The organism is Mycobacterium nebraskense, from assembly GCF_002102255.1.
Taxonomy (GTDB): domain Bacteria; phylum Actinomycetota; class Actinomycetes; order Mycobacteriales; family Mycobacteriaceae; genus Mycobacterium; species Mycobacterium nebraskense.
In genome coordinates this window covers 1-15,322 of the sequence record NZ_LQPH01000114.1, presented here as the reverse complement: position 1 = coordinate 15,322, position 15,322 = coordinate 1, and the positions used below count along the sequence as shown (strand labels likewise).

Annotated in this window: 12 protein-coding genes; 9 read left to right on the top strand and 3 right to left on the bottom strand. The window is 62.2% G+C overall.

The window, feature by feature from the left end:
- The first annotated feature begins 24 nt into the window (after positions 1 to 24).
- The 8 genes from AWC17_RS13405 to AWC17_RS13370 are packed head-to-tail and all read left to right on the top strand — an operon-like array spanning position 25 to position 8,960.
- A complete protein-coding gene (locus tag AWC17_RS13405; RefSeq protein ID WP_080552511.1) occupies positions 25 to 1,389 on the top strand; it encodes an MCE family protein in 1,365 nt (454 codons plus the stop codon).
- Positions 1,386 to 2,414, top strand: coding sequence for a virulence factor Mce family protein (locus tag AWC17_RS13400; protein ID WP_009953955.1), 1,029 nt, complete (start codon positions 1,386 to 1,388; stop codon positions 2,412 to 2,414). Before AWC17_RS13405 ends, AWC17_RS13400 begins: the two co-directional genes overlap by 4 nt.
- Positions 2,411 to 3,736 carry an MCE family protein gene (locus AWC17_RS13395; protein WP_014379567.1) on the top strand — a complete coding sequence of 442 codons (1,326 nt, stop codon included), beginning with the start codon at positions 2,411 to 2,413 and terminating at the stop codon, positions 3,734 to 3,736. The genes AWC17_RS13400 and AWC17_RS13395 overlap by 4 nt, the downstream gene beginning before the upstream one ends.
- A complete protein-coding gene (locus AWC17_RS13390) occupies positions 3,733 to 5,061 on the top strand; it encodes an MCE family protein (RefSeq protein WP_225323279.1) in 1,329 nt (442 codons plus the stop codon). The genes AWC17_RS13395 and AWC17_RS13390 overlap by 4 nt, the downstream gene beginning before the upstream one ends.
- The gene (locus tag AWC17_RS13385; protein ID WP_009953958.1) at positions 5,058 to 6,197 is read left to right on the top strand and encodes an MCE family protein; all 1,140 of its coding nucleotides are present in this window, start codon (positions 5,058 to 5,060) and stop codon (positions 6,195 to 6,197) included. The genes AWC17_RS13390 and AWC17_RS13385 overlap by 4 nt, the downstream gene beginning before the upstream one ends.
- A 1-nt stretch (position 6,198) precedes the next feature.
- Positions 6,199 to 7,653, top strand: coding sequence for an MCE family protein (locus AWC17_RS13380; protein ID WP_026071521.1), 1,455 nt, complete (start codon positions 6,199 to 6,201; stop codon positions 7,651 to 7,653).
- Positions 7,654 to 7,695: 42 nt separating this feature from the next.
- Entirely contained in the window at positions 7,696 to 8,301 is a 606-nt protein-coding gene (locus AWC17_RS13375; protein ID WP_009953960.1) for a hypothetical protein, read from the top strand.
- Positions 8,298 to 8,960 (top strand): hypothetical protein, encoded by a 663-nt coding sequence (locus AWC17_RS13370; RefSeq protein ID WP_009953961.1) that lies wholly within the window; start codon positions 8,298 to 8,300, stop codon positions 8,958 to 8,960. The genes AWC17_RS13375 and AWC17_RS13370 overlap by 4 nt, the downstream gene beginning before the upstream one ends.
- A gap of 694 nt (positions 8,961 to 9,654) precedes the next feature.
- Here AWC17_RS13370 and AWC17_RS13365 read toward each other — a convergent pair.
- Complete coding sequence (locus AWC17_RS13365; protein ID WP_047322052.1) at positions 9,655 to 11,301, bottom strand: ParB/RepB/Spo0J family partition protein; 1,647 nt, start codon at positions 11,299 to 11,301, stop codon at positions 9,655 to 9,657.
- 1,115 nt (positions 11,302 to 12,416) lie between these two features.
- Here AWC17_RS13365 and AWC17_RS13360 point away from each other — a divergent pair.
- Positions 12,417 to 13,268 (top strand): hypothetical protein, encoded by an 852-nt coding sequence (locus AWC17_RS13360; protein ID WP_047322051.1) that lies wholly within the window; start codon positions 12,417 to 12,419, stop codon positions 13,266 to 13,268.
- Between the two features lie 270 nt (positions 13,269 to 13,538).
- Here AWC17_RS13360 and AWC17_RS13355 read toward each other — a convergent pair whose 3' ends face one another.
- Together AWC17_RS13355 and AWC17_RS13350 are read right to left on the bottom strand one after the other, a co-directional pair.
- Positions 13,539 to 13,799 (bottom strand): hypothetical protein, encoded by a 261-nt coding sequence (locus AWC17_RS13355; RefSeq protein WP_047322050.1) that lies wholly within the window; start codon positions 13,797 to 13,799, stop codon positions 13,539 to 13,541.
- Positions 13,800 to 14,303: 504 nt separating this feature from the next.
- Positions 14,304 to 15,176, bottom strand: a complete 873-nt coding sequence (locus tag AWC17_RS13350) for a pentapeptide repeat-containing protein (RefSeq protein ID WP_082147492.1) — start codon at positions 15,174 to 15,176, stop codon at positions 14,304 to 14,306.
- Positions 15,177 to 15,322: the final 146 nt, after the last annotated feature.

The window sequence follows — 15,322 nt, the reverse complement described above, 5'->3', positions numbered from 1 at the left end:
CCAACATCGTTAAGGGATAGCGCAATGAAACCTTCGTCTTCAGCAGACGATGCTCACCTGGGGCGCTGGGCGACCATCTCTTGCGGAGTCATCGTTGCGCTGATCACCTTAGCGACCGCATTGTTCAATGGGACATTCCGTTCCTTCGTTCCGCTGACATTGACCTCTGATCGCTCCGGCCTTGTCATGGAGCCCGGCGGCAAGGTGATGCTACGTGGCGTACAAGTAGGCCGCGTCGCCTCGGTAACCGGCGGGACCGAACCAGTCAGTCTGCAGTTAGAGATCGACCCCGATCAGGTCAGAAATATTCCGGCAAATATCGAAGCCCAGATCAAAGCCTCAACGTTGTTTGGCTCCAAGTACGTCGATCTGGTCTACCCCGAGAATCCCAGCACCAAGCACATAGCCGCAGGCGCGCTCCTGCGATCCCGCAATGTCAGCACCGAGGTCAACACCGTTTTCCAGAACCTCGCCTTAGTGCTCAAACAAATCGACCCCGCCAAGCTCAACGCGACTCTGACCGCGTGGGCAATCGGTCTGCGCGGTGAGGGCCAGACCATCGGGCAGGCCATCACCGACGCCAATCAGGTGCTGCTGGCGCTGAATCCGCGCATGGGCACTGTGCAGCAAGACCTCCGATCGCTGAGCGGTTTCAGCGACGCCTACAGCGCCGCCGGACAAGACATCCTGAGGACGCTCGCGGCCGTGAGTACCACGAGCGCGACCGTCACAAGCCATACATCGGCACTCGACGCCTTGCTGCTGAATGCGATTGGTCTGTCGCAGTCCGGTACCGATCTAATCGCGCCCAACCAGAGCAACTTCGTCCGTGGAATCAACCTGCTTGAACCAACGACAAACCTACTGATGAAATACAACCCCGAGTACACCTGCATGCTTCTCGGCGCCACCTGGTATGTAGACAACGGTGGCCGGGACGCGCTGGGTGGTTCCAATGGTTACTCGATGATTGTGGATGCCGCCTTGCTGCTCGGCGACGACCCATACAAGTACCCGCAAAACCTGCCAATTGTGGCCGCAAAAGGCGGACCCGGCGGCAAGCCGAGTTGCGGGTCACTGCCCGACCCCAGCAAAAACTATCCGGTCCGTCAACTAATTACAGACACTGGTTGGGGTACCGGACTCGACATCCGGCCGAACCCCGGCATCGGCCATCCCTGCTATGCGGACTACCTGCCGGTGACGCGCGCCGTGCCGCAGCCGCCCAGCATTCGCGAGTGCATCCCGGGTCCGGCACCGGGGCCGATCCCGTACTCCGGCGCTCCACCGTACGGTGCAGCGCAATACGGACCGGACGGGACACCGCTCAACCCACCGCCACCCGGGCCGCAACACAGTCCGTCCGACACGTCGGGAACACATCCATGAGAGACAACCTGGGAAGCGCCGTCTGGCGGCTCGCCATCTTCGCAACGGTCTGTCTGCTAAGCCTCTTTGCGCTCTTCGCGGTGTTCGCGCAGCTGCGATTCCAGAAGGACAAGACCTATCATGCCGAGTTCACCAACGTGGCCGGCTTGAAAAGCGGCGACTTCGTGCGCATCGCCGGCGTCGAGGTCGGCAAGGTCAAAAACATTTCAATCGAGCAAAACGCGTTCGCAGTGGTCGAGTTCTCCGCCGACGAGTCGGTCGTGCTGACCCAGGGCACCAAAGCGGTGATCCGTTGGAGCAATCTAGTCGGCGACCGGTTCCTGGCTCTCGAGGAGGGTGCCGGCGACGTCAAACCACTCAAACCGGGGCAGACTATCCCGCTGGCGAGGACCGCCCCGGCGCTGGATCTCGACGCGCTGATTGGGGGCTTCCACCCGTTGTTCGAGGCGCTAGACCCCGCACAAGTCAATGCGCTTACCGGCCAGTTGATCTCGACTTTCCAGGGTCAGGGCGCGACTGTCAGCTCATTTCTGGCGCAGACTGCCACGCTGACGAGCACCCTTGCCGACCGCGACGAGCTGATCGGGCACGTGATCGCCAATCTCAACACCGTGCTGGCCTCCCTCGGCGATCAGCACGACCAGTTCGCTAAGGCGGTCGATTCGTTGCAAGAGCTCATGAAGGGGCTCGCGGCCCGCAAATCAGACATCAGTAACGGCGTGGCCCACATCAACGCAGCATCTGGTTCGATCGCCGACCTGCTTCGACAGGCTCGCCCGGCCCTGCAGAACACCATCCATCAGGCTGACCGAGTCAGCGGGATCGTCCTCGCTGATCACGATTATTTCGACGACCTCCTCAACACACTCCCCGACGCCTATCAGGCGTTGGACAGGCAGGGGCTCTATGGCGACTACTTCTCCTTCTATCTGTGCGATCTGCTGCTCAAGGTCAACGGGAAAGGCGGCCAACCCGTCTACATCAAGCTGGCTGGCCAGTCTTCGGGAAGGTGCACGCCGAAATGAAATCCTTCGCCGAACGTAACTCCTTCGTCGTTGGTATCGTCGGCTGCGCCGTGACGGCTGCGGCGGTGCTGGCGGCAACCGAGTACGACAAGCTGCCGTTCTTCTCCGGCGGCGGCCAGTATGCGGCCTACCTTGCCGAGGCCGGCGGCCTCAAGACAGGGGCCGCCGTACAAGTCTTCGGTGCCCGGGTGGGTCAGGTGTCGCGCATCGACCTTGACGGACCCCGGGTGCTGGTGAAATTCACCGTTGCGAAAAACATCCGGCTTGGAGACCGCACCGAGGCAGCGGTCAAGACCAAAAGCGTCCTGGGCACCAAGGTCTTTGAGGTCACCCCCCGCGGGGACGGCCGGCTGTCTGAACCGATTCCCCTCAATCGGACAACGCCGGCCTATCAATTACCTGACGCGCTTGGTGATTTGGCAGACACGATCAGCGGCTTGAACACCAATCAGTTATCCGGTTCGATGGCAACGCTGGCGCAGACATTCTCCGACACCCCGCCGGATCTCAAGGCAGCAGTTCAGGGCGTCGCCCGGCTCTCACAAACCCTCGACATGCGGGACGGGCAGCTGCGCAACTTACTGGCCAACACCAACAAAGTCACGGGCGTGCTGGCCGACCGCGCCGCCCAGATAGCCAGTTTGATCGCCAACACCAACGCCTTGCTGATCGAGCTAAAGAACCAGAGCAGCGCACTGGATTCGATCTCCTACAACGTCTCAGCACTGTCAAAGCAGCTGTCTGAGTTCATCGCGGAGAACCACGCCCAGTTGCGCCCGGCGCTGGACAAGCTCAACGGCGTGCTGACGATTGTCGACAATCGCAAAGATCGGGTGCAGAAGTCGATTCGAATGCTTAACGCCTACGTGATGTCGTTGGGTGAGGCGGTCGCCTCGGGCCCATTCTTCAAAGGCTATGTGGTCAACCTGCTTCCGGGACAGTTCGTGCAACCATTCATCGACGCCGCATTCTCCGATCTTGGTCTGGACCCCAGCGTCTTGCTGCCTTCGCAGCGCACCGAGCCGCCGCTGGGCCAGCCGGGGACGCCTCCTCTGCCGGTTCCGTATCCGCGCACCGGCCAGGGCGGGGATCCCAAACTGACGCTGCCCGATGCGATCACGGGCAAACCTGGCGACCCTCGCTACCCCTACCGGCCGCCGTTGCCCCAGCCTCCCCCTGGGGGGCCGCCGCCCGGCCCGCCGGCTGGTTATGAGCCCGCGCCCGATCGTCCTTCTGCGCCGGTCCCGCGACCGTCCAGCGGAGGGCCAACAGGCGGACCATCGCCCGTGCCCGTCGGGCCGCCCGGGGAGGCAGGACGGTGAGGGCACCGCGCAAGGCTAAGACGGGCCTGGCCGTCGTCCTGAGTCTGTTGCTCATCGGCGGCCTTATGACCGTTCAGCGCGCGTCTGATCAGATCGACCGGACGAACATCATCGGGTACTTCGCTAACAGCAACGGTGTGTTTGCCGGCGACGAGGTGCTGATCCTGGGTGTACCGGTAGGGAAAATAGCGAAAATCGAACCGCAACCCCAACGGGTGAAGATAACTTTCTGGTACGACCGCAAATACAAGGTGCCCGCGAACGTCAAGGCCGTGATCGTGTCCCCGGCGCTGGTTACTTCGCGGGCTATTCAGCTCACGCCTGCCTACGCGGCGGGGCCGGCCCTGCGCAACAACGCGGTGATTCCGGAGGAACGCACCGCCGTCCCCGTTGAATGGGACGACTTGCGCACACAGCTCGACAAGCTCACGCAGACGCTGCAGCCGACTCAACCAGGCGGCGTCGCTCCGCTGGGATCGTTAATCAATACAGCCGCGGACAACCTGCGCGGCCAGGGCACCGACATCCGCGACACGGTGATCAAATTATCGCAAGCCTTCTCGGTACTCGGGGACCACAGCAGCGACATTTTCGGCACCGTAAAGAGCTTGGCGACAATCGTCTCGGCCCTTCAAAGCAGTTCGGATTCGATGAGCCAGCTGAATCGGAACCTGGCATTTGTGACCGGATTGCTTGCTAATGATCCCGATGAAGTAGCCGCGGCGATCAGGGACCTCGATACCGCCGCCGGCGACGTCCAGCGTTTCGTGGCAGAAAACCGCGCGGCCATCGGCGTTACGTCAGACAAACTGGCATCTCTTTCCGGGACGGTCACCGACAGCCTCGACGACATCAAGCAGACCCTGCACGTCCTGCCGACAGCACTGGCGAACTACACCAACATTTGGCAGCCCACGCAAGGGGCGATAACCGGTGCGCTGGCGGTCAACAACTTCGCCGATCCAATCTCCTTTCTGTGCGGAGCCGTACAGGCGGCGTCGCGGCTGAATAGTCAGCAGGCCGCGAAGCTATGCGTGCAGTACTTGGCCCCGATCGTGAAGAACCGTCAGTACAATTTTCCCCCGCTGGGGGAGAACCTGTTCGTCGGCGAAAGCGCTCGTCCGAACGAGGTTACGTACAGCGAGGACCGCTTGCGTCCGGACTACGTGCCGCCAAGTCCGGATGCCCCGGAAACCACGGCGGCTCCGGCCGGGCAACCAGCGCCGGCCCACACCGCCCCGCCCTCGCCCGCCGAGGTGGTGGCAACCACCAACCCCGCCCAGGGGCTTTCCGGCATGATGGTCCCCCCAGAAGGGGGATCATGAGACGGTCCCGCTGGGTGGGCGTCACCGCAGGCCTGCTGGTGGCGCTCGCCGGCAGCCTATTATCGGGCTGCGGCTGGCGAGGCCTGAACTCCATCCTATTACCCGGCACTGCAGGCGGCGGCCCTGGCTCCTACGAGGTGAAGGCGCAAATGCCGGACGTCGTCAATGTCCAGCCGAACTCCCGCGTCCAGGTAGGCGACGTGACGGTCGGCACTGTCACTAACGTTGAACGTGAGGGCTGGCATGCACTGCTCACCATGCGGCTCGACGGCAACGTCAAACTCCCCGCCAACGCCACCGCCAAGATCGGTCAGACCAGCCTCCTCGGCTCGCTGGAGGTCGAACTCGCAGCGCCCACCAATGTCCCGGCCGAAGGCAGGCTGCGAAACGGGTCCCTAATTCCGCTCTCGGCCGCGGGCGAATACCCGACGACCGAGCAGACGCTGGCTGCATTGTCGCTAGTCCTCAACGGTGGGGGCCTGGGCCAGGTTCAAGACATCACCAAGACGTTAAGCACGGCGTTTGCGGGACGTGAGAAGGATCTGAAGAACCTGATCCAACAACTGGACCAGTTCATCGGTCATCTCAACGAGCAAACCGACGACATCATCAAAGCCACCGACAGCGTAAATAACCTCGCGGGACAGTTCGCCGAACAGAAACCCGTCGTTGACCGATTGCTAAGCACCCTTCCCGACGCGCTGGCGGTGCTCAAAGACGAGCGGGCAAAACTGGCCGACGCGGCCGACCAGCTGGGCAAGTTCAGCGCGCTGGCCGCCGACTCCGTCAATCAGACCAAAGATGCGCTCGTCCAGGAGTTGAAGGACCTCGGCCCGGTACTCGAATCGCTGGCTAACGCGGGTCCCTCCCTCACCCGCTCGCTGAGCTTTTTTACGGTGTTTCCATGGGTTAAAGAGCCGCTCACCAACTGGCTCCGGGGTGACTATGCCAACCTCACACTCATTGTTGACCTGACGCTGAGCCGGATTGATTCGGCGCTATTTACCGGCACCCGATTTGAGGGGAACTTGACCGAACTGGAATTGCAGTGGGGTCGCACCATTGGACAGCAGCCCAGTCCGTACACCAAGGGCAACCCACTCATCATTCCCTATCACCTGGATCAAGGACCGTAACATGCGTTTGGGCCTTCAAATCTGGATAAAGCTGAGCATTTTTGCTGCGGTGTCGGGCATCGCCGCCGCGGTGACAGTCTTCGGCTACATCAAGGTCGAGAACTTGATACCCGGTCTTGGGCAGTACAAGGTGACCGTCCAACTCTCACAAGCTGGGGGTCTATATAAGAGGGCGAACGTCACCTACCGCGGCACCTACGTCGGCCGGGTCAAGGACGTACGGATAACCCCCACCGGCGTCGACGCCGTGCTCCTCCTCAAATCAGGGCTCGACATCCCCTCCGATCTCGACGCGCAAGTCCACAGCCAATCGTCCGTCGGCGAACAATACGTTTCACTGCTGCCGCGCAACGGCAATTCCCGGCCACTGCGTGACGGTGACGTGATACCGGAGAACCACACGTCGGTGCCCCCGGACATCAACACACTGCTCAATGCGACCAACCGAGCCTTGGAGGCGATCCCGCGCGACAACCTGAAAACGGTGATCGACGAGAGCTACACCGCCGTCGGTGGACTCGGCCCGGAACTTTCCCGCATCGTCAAAGGATCCACCGCCCTGGCCACGGACGCGAGGAAAAACGTGGACTCTCTCACCGCCTTGATCGACCAATCACAGCCGGTGCTCGACTCACAGGCCGGCACCTCGCCCTCGATCCTGGCATGGTCAAAGCATCTCGCCACCATCACCGACCAGCTGCAAGGCCATGACGCAGCCGTCGCCGGTGTACTCGAAAAGGGCGGCCCGGCCGCCAACGAAGTACGTCAACTTTTCGACCGGCTGCGGCCCACCCTACCGATCATGCTCGCCAACTTGGTCAGCATCGGTCAGGTGGCCGTCACCTACCGGAACGACATCGAGCAGTTGTTAGTACTGCTGCCCCAGGCGACCGCGGTTCAGGCCGGCGGCGACGTACCCAATATGGGCACCAAACAGGCTTACCGGGGCTATTATCTCGACTTCAATCTGAACCTGAACCTGCCCCCACTATGTACCACCGGCTTCCTGCCGGCTCAGCAGCACCGAGTGCCCGAAGTAGATTACCCGGATCGCCCGGCAGGTGACCTGTATTGCCGGGCCCCCCAGGACTCGCCCTTGGCCGTGCGCGGCGTGCGCAATGTGCCCTGCGAGACGGTTCCGGGTAAACGCGCACCCACGGTCAAGATGTGTGAAAGCAACGAACATTATGTGCCGCTTAACGACGGCTTCAACTGGAAAGGTGACCCGAACGCCACCCTATCGGGCCAAGGCATCCCGCAGCTGCCACCCGGCTCACCGCCAGCGGTTGCGGGCCCGCCCGCCTCGGCGCCGCCGCCGATCGCCGCCGCCCAGTACGACCCGGCCACCGGCACCTACATCGGGCCCGACGGGCATCAATACACGCAATCCGATCTAGCCCAAACCGCGCCCAAGGATAAGACATGGCAAACAATGCTGATGCCGCCGGGCAGCTGACGAATATGACGCGCAGAACCACGACGACGGACGGAGCACGGTATGCGTGAGGCGGTTGACTTCCACGCGTCCCCGGGCGGCGACGTCGTCGACGCGGATGGGGACACCATCGAGTCTGATATAGACCCCACGGAGAACGCATCTACACCACGCTCCGCAGAATCGGTGTTCCACCTGCGGCCGACAATTCGCGTCTGTCTGACTATCGTCGTTGCCTTGTCTGTGTTGGTTGGATGGTTGGGATTTCGCAGCTACCAGACGCATCAGGCGCAGATCCAGCGAAACCAATTTCTGCAAGTGGCCAGGCAGGGCGCGCTGAACCTAACTACGATCGACTGGCGGCATGCTGACACCGATGTACAGCGCATCCTGGATGGGGCGACAGGACAGTTACACGACGATTTCGCCAAACGGTCGAAGCCGTTTATCGAGGTCGTCAAGCAAGCCAAAGCCATCACGGTCGGTACCATCAGCTCGGCAGGGCTGGAGTCGGAGACGGCCGACACCGCCCAGGTGCTGGTGGCCATGACTGTGCAAACGTCAGACGCCGCTGCGTCTGATCAGGCGCCACGAGCATGGCGAATGCGGATCTTCGTGCAGAAGACCGACGGTCAGGTCAAAGTCTCCAACGTCGAGTTCGTGCCATGAAGTTTCCGAAGTTGCTCCGCCGCGCGGACGATCACACCAATGTCGCCTCATCGGAGGAAGCGCCTGCCACGCCGGGCCCGACGGCGATCGCCGGGGACAAGCCGGACACCGATGTTGCGACTACCGAGGTCGACGAGTCAGGCGACCGTCAAAGTTCGACACCTGCGAAGCATCACATCCGCTGGGCGCGGGCGATCGTGTACGCACTACTGCCCGGCCTCGCGCTGTCGCTGGCCGTGGCCGCAGGCTTCCTGAAGTGGCAGGGCGGCTCCGCGCGCACCGCTCAGTTGGCCGCCACGGAATCCGTGCGTACCGCCACCGAAAGCACCATCGCTCTGCTGTCGTATCGGGCCGACAGCGTGGAAAAGGACCTCGAGGCCGCCCGGAGCAGACTCACCGGCAAGTTCCTTAACGCCTACACGTCACTGACCCACGACGTAGTCATCCCGGGAGCCAAGCAGAAGCACATCTCTGCGTCGGCCACGGTGCCGGCCGCAGCGCCGATAGAGGCGACCGGCAGCCATGCCGTCGTTTTGCTGTTCGTAAACCAGACCGTCACCATCGGCCAAGATTCGCCGACCAACAGCGCCTCCAGCGTCCGAGTCACGCTCGACAAAGTCGACGGTCGGTGGCTGATCGCTGAGTTCGATCCCATCTGAGCCCACGGTGATGCTGCACCAATCGTTTTCCTGCGGATCCGCCACCAATATGAGAATCTCATTAGTCGCGCTGGGCTCCCGAGCGAGGCTCCGTCAGGCCGCGGCGCGAGTCGCGAGCCAGTGGGTGCAGGAGTCGCTGCGCCAGATCGGCTTCGCTATGTAGTGGGCCCAGGGGGCGAGGCACTCTACATCGACCGTCATGATTTTCCGAGCGGACGAATTTGGGAGCGAGGGGCGTCGGAGTCAGCGCAAACTACCGATAGTCTGACTCGGCCTCGGAGATAAGCGCCCGGGTCATTTACCCCCCTCGGGCCAAACTCGTTGATACGCAGTGTGTTAGGCCCCGGCTGACACCGACACGACGCGTAATGTCCTAAAGCGCTGTCACAGCGACACTTTCGTGTCACCCAACGTGTCATCTTAACAATTGGAATCCTTCGGCGGGCACGATTTAGCGAAATCGTTGTCCCGGCGGCCGTTGCGATACGAAACCAAGCCAGGTCGCGCATTGAAATTCAACACAACCCTCTGGTTTTAGGATCCGCCACGAAGATGAGAACAATATGTCCGCCATTTCCATGAGAATTCTAGAGACCTGCATGTCAGGGCATCGCCGTCCGCCACGCAGCTTGAGAACCTACAGCCGCGAAAGGTGGGGCCAGAACCGACGTCCTGACCCCACCCGAGAGACGCGTTACTCCTTCACCGCATCGGCCAAGTACTGCTCGTACACGTCATCGGCGCTCTTGGCCTTGGTCACAACTTCCTCGACGGGGGCCAGCGGGTAATCGTTGTCGGCGAGCCAGCGCAGATACTCGCTGCTGCCCACGTGGTGGCCCCACCAGCCTGTGTTATTGCGCCAGGCGTCTTTGGGGGTCCGCGATTCCAGAGCGCCGAGCACCAGGGCCAGCGTGAGCACCTGGGCGCGCCCGTCGCCATTGGCGGGCAGATCGGCCACGAGCTTGGCCACGGCTTGGCCGCTGTCCACACCGAGCAGTTCGGCGGTGGTGTCCAGCGCGTTGTTGTTGGTGAGCAACGCGTTGTCACGAGCCAAGCAGTCAGCGACGAACATGGCCGCACCCTTAGGTGGGGTCTTACGCGCCAACAACTTTTTGACGAACTCTCGCCGCACACCGAGAGCGGCATCCCCGAGTTTGTTGAGCGCTAACACTTTCCGGCGCTCCCGCTTCTCGGTCTCGGCCTTGTCAAGCGCGGCTTGCTGACGTGCGGCCTGGCGAGCCTCGTCGTCCAAGTCGATCGCGTCGCCGGTGTCGGTGTCCACCAGTCCGGCCTGCCGCGCGAACCAGCTCTGCGGGGTCAGTGCTGCGGAACGGTAGTCGAGGCAGTAGTAATCGGGGGTGAACACCTCCTTGTCGGTGACCGTGTTGGCGTGGCGCAGCCCCTCGGCGGGTGTGGCGTCTGGCTGATCCTCGGTGTCCCAGTCCACGCTCTGTTCGTCCACGACCTCGCCGGTTTCCACGTCGCACAGGGCGGTGTCGTCGACGAGAAACACGGCCCAGTGGGCGGGGTTGGTGACAGCGGTGTCGTCGGCTTCGTCACCTTCGGCGGTCACCAGGTGGTGCAGCGGTATACAGGCCGGGTCCCACGACTCCGGGCGCTGCTCGAGGATGGTGAACCCCTTATCGGCGAAAGGCTGGGCGGCGTGGGCTCGGGCCTGGGCGGTGTCGCGTTCTTGCCGGAGCTGGGCGACCGTGTGCTCGAACCAGGTCCCCCCCGCCGACCTCATTAGCCGGTCCACCGCGCCGGGTATGTCCTCGAACTCGGTGATCGCAGCGGCTTCGGTCAGGCTGAGTTGACCGCTGGCCAGGGCGTCCATGGCGGTGGCCGACCGTGCTGCTGTGTGAGCAGCCTTTACGGCGTCCTTGCCGACAGATAACCGCTTGGCCACTTTGGCCACCGACAGCCCTGCATCGATCATCTGCTGGATGCCGCGTGCCCGCTGGGCGTCGGTGAGATCGCGCTTCTGATCGTTCGTCACGATCTGGTGCACGATGCGGTCGATGGTCTCCTGGCTGGCATCGGAGGCGGTGGACGGCAGCACGTAGACCGGAACGCTGGTCAAGCCGACCTCGCGGGCGGCAAGGGTGCGCCGCTGCCCGTTGCGGACCCGGATGACCTCGGTCCGCTCGGGGTCACGCACAGCCGTGATCGGCACCAGGACTCCGTTTTCGGCGATGTTAGCGATGAACGCCTTGCTCAATCCTGCGTCGTCGCGGACGTTGTCACCGATGTCGAGCAGCGTCGGGTCGAGGTGTTCCAGCGTCCCGATGGTCTGGTCGACGGCGGCGGCGTTGCTGTCGGTGTTGGTTGTGTCGGTCATGGTTGAACCTTTCTGTGTGCGGCAGGCGTTCACATGGCCGCCTGCTCTTTTTGCCTTCTGGCAATTGAGATTTGGCCCGGTATAGGGGCGCGGAGTGCAAGGTCCGGGCGCGCAGTTGGCCGCCGCGAGCGAAGCGCGCGTGTCGGGTAACTGCGCGAGCCTTGCGCCCGGAGCGAAGCGGAGGCCGTGGCCTTGGCGCGCAGCGAACCGCCGGGCAACAATCGAAAAAGCCAGAAAGGCAGACGAATATCGGCTTGGGCCGGGACGGTCCAAGCTGTTCAGTAGCGCCGCAGGCGCTTCAACTTCACTTCGACGCTACGATCGCGGAAATGGGACTTCGGCAGACCCGGCGTGGATGGGAGGAACCCCGCCCATCACGATGCCCCGAATGCGCCGCGGAGCTCGGCCCCAACCAGGTGCTTGTCGGAGTAGCGCACTGCCGCTGCGGACGGATGCACCGTTCCCACTCTTGTCGGCGCTGCGAGCACACGATTTACACTCCGCCCCTGGGTGATTCATGCCTGTTGCAGTCGCTTGACGACCGTCGATGAGAGACCAGGCCCATACGCCAAGTGTCTTGGTCTTGTCCAGGCGACCTCGGGAGCTGCGCGCGTTGGTAGGGTGGGAAGACCTGCGCCGGCATCGCCGGTCATACGCGACACGCCGAACCAGCTAAGCAGTCTTTTGCTGATAACCGTCAATTGATCGGAGCCACCGCGATATGGGCACCCCCGTTTGCTGAACGTAGGCAAACCAGTGCGAGTACCAGCCTGGGAATGCGCGGAATGTCCTGGGTGCCTACCTTTGCCGGCTTCGCCGGCTGAGCTGCGAAGACCCTGAAACGCACCGGCAGTTTCGTGCGGCCGGGCTCAAGGGTCACGAACTGAAATTGCCGCTGAGCTGTAGCGTTGAGGTAGCTAACCGGCCAGAGGCGGGGGGACTTGACCCCCTAAGTCCCGTTTTCACCGCAGACCCAGAGCTCACGGGCCGCGAAATCGAAGGTCAGTTGCCCGCGCCCGGTACCTGGGTAGAAGCGCGGGTCGCAAACGGGCGCGCCTAGTACACCGCGTTTTCACCGAAATTCCACCGGATTTTCGGCTGTAGCGAATTCCACGATGGCGGCCCTACCCGACCGGGGCAGCCGCGACGATTTGCCCATAACGCCTGCCGACGCGGCACGGCGCTGGCTGTTTATGCATCTGGACAGCGGTTATACGGGCGGCCGGCGGTTTTCTGCGGACGCTGAGAAGAGGTGGACCGCCTATCGTCAGGAACAGGCATCGACTCCAGAGCAAAGGACACCCATCGTGAGCGCACCGTTTGACCATCCGCTCGATATCCGGACCGACGAGCTGATCAGCGAGTTCATCAGCGCGATGGATTCGGCCGGCATCGCCGAGCAACCACACATCTTCGGTACCTTCCCGACTGATGGTGGCGACTGGCTTCAACCGATGCACGACGTCACCGCCGAGGGCTGGTATGTCCCCACCACATTTGGGCCGGCGCCGGGATACGTCATAACCCGAACCGCAACGATGTACCCCCTGTCGCAGCCAAGGGAACTCGCGCAGACCGCCGTCGCGCGGGAACCTGAACTTGCACTGCCAAGTGTGAGCAAAAATCCGGGCCTCGCGGAGTGGACCCTGTTTCTACACAACTGCATCCAAGAAGCTGCCCGGGACATCATCGACCGCGCCCTGTGCGCAGAGAACATCGACGATAGAGCTGGAATCATGACCGTCGAGTTCATCTCTCAGATGCGCGCTCGTGAAATCGCGCCCACCCGACAGCTTTCGTACACCTCGGCCAGGAGCTGCTGGACGGGGGCATGTGCGAGACCGACCTGGAAGCAGAAACAATCAGCGGAGTGGAGACTGATGGCTGGCTACTGGAACCGCCGCGTGATGCAGAGCTTTTCGACTACACCAACGAGCCGGTGCACCGCGCTAGCCGCTCCTACGTGATTACTCCTCGAGCTGAAAGATTCCTGCTACGCCAACCCAGCTCGCTGGCCAAGTCTGGTGCGGGGGTTCCTATAGTTTGCGTTCCGAGCGCTAGCAGGCATCCCTCGGTCGGCCCGCTGAACTTCGATGTTCGGGAAGATCGAGCAGAGATTTTCGATGAAATCGAGGACTACATCGCAGTCATCTGCCATGCGCTGAACCGGCTTGACGGCATAATCGACGAGTCGGAGATCGGGTGAAGCATCACGGGGCGGTGTTTCAAGTGGAAGGTCAGGTCAGCACATCGGGGCCGAGATAGCGAATGACCGGGGTTGCGCCGTCAAGGTCCCACAGGATCAGGTAATCACGGTCGGGGTCGGGGATGGTGATCGCCCATAGCCGGCCGGGCCGGATGAGGCGCCGGCGGACCGCCGCGGCAGCAGAATCGGCTTCGATGCGGTCGAGCCATTCGTCAATCCGCGCCGCTAAGGCGGGGTGGGCGTCGTAGAGCCGCACCAATTCGTCGTGAGGCTCCGGGTCCATCTCCAGCACATTCAGATCCTACCCCAATACCCCGTTGCCCCTAAGCCCCAATTGAACATCTGGGGCAAGGCGGGTTATCATTGACTATGTGGAACCCGTGGTGATTGAAGTGGATAGTCGGCGCCGAATCAGTCTGGGCAAACTAGGCCACCACGACAAGTATCTGGCGACCGAGCAGGCCGATGGAACGATCGTGTTGGAACCAGCGGTCATCTTGAGTGCAGCCGAACACGCTTATCTACGAAATCCATCGCTGCAGCGGCAAATTGAAGACAATCGAGCCCATCCCGAGCGGCGGCGCGGGAGGCCCTCTCGCGCTTAGGTTCTCTCCCAACTGCTTACCGCTTGCAGTCATCACCACTGCCCGCTATGAGAGAAGGCGGAGGCAGTCAAGCAGATAATGAGACCTCAAAGTTGCCGGGCGGCACGGGTGGTCGAAGGACAGTGGTAACTGCGTTTTGGGATGCCCCTATCGTCGCCCGGGCTTTCCGTACAAACCACCTGCCTGGCGGCTCAGAGTTGGTAGCTACCGCCCTGAATGGAGATGTGCGATCCAGTCAAAACCGCACCATCCCAACGGGTTTTCTCAATCAGAATGTCAGTAAGGCGGGCACCCGTCAGGTTGGCACCACGAAAATCGACGTTGTAAAGGGTTGCGCCATCCATGTCGGCTCCGGTGAGGTTCGCACCGCGGAAGTCGGTCGTTTGGGACCCGTTTAACTGGCATTGTCGCAGCTTCGCGTTCGTTAAATTCGCCCCCCGAAAATCAGCGCCACCGAGCGCGGTTTTGTAGAAATCCGCTCCTACGAGAACTGCGCCGAGCCATACCGAGTTACCGGCCTCGGCTTCGGAAAGGCGCATTCCGCAGGCTCGCGCGGCGGGCGCGGTCACGTGCGCCAAGTTTGCCCCCAGGGCGTCGAAACCATCGAGTTCTGCTCCGGTGAGGTCCGCCCCCGCGAGGACTGCCCCCAAGGATGCGGAAGCACCTATTAGCCGTGCTCCTACCAGCTTTGCCTTCTCGAAACTCGCCGTGCCAAGCCTGGCTCCGGTCAGGTCCGCGCCGGCTAGGTGACACCCGTCGAAGTCCACCGGCTGGGCTTGGCTGAAGTCAGCACCCCGCAGATCCGCGCGCGTGTAATCGGTTAGTCTGCGCAACAACAATGCCAACACCTGCGCGGCACCGCTGCGGACATGGTCTGAAACTCGGTAAGCCCCATCGCCTCGGACTACCGCACAGCACAGGTCTGTTGCGGCCCGAAGCACAGACGTTGTGGCCCCTTCGGGGCCGACCAGCTCAAACAGCGCTTGGAGTCCACGGCTGTGTGACTTTGACTCTTGTGCGCGCAAATCGTCGACGACGGCCTGAAAATCACGATCGGTGTACATATCCGCATTGTCGTGCAAGAGTGCGACACGGCGGTGGTTTACCCGTCCGGCCGCCCGGTGCGCCGCCGGTGTCCGTTCTCATTGAATCTGGGGCACATTTACTAGTCTGACCTGCATTGCCCCAGATTGGATGAGAATTTCGATCG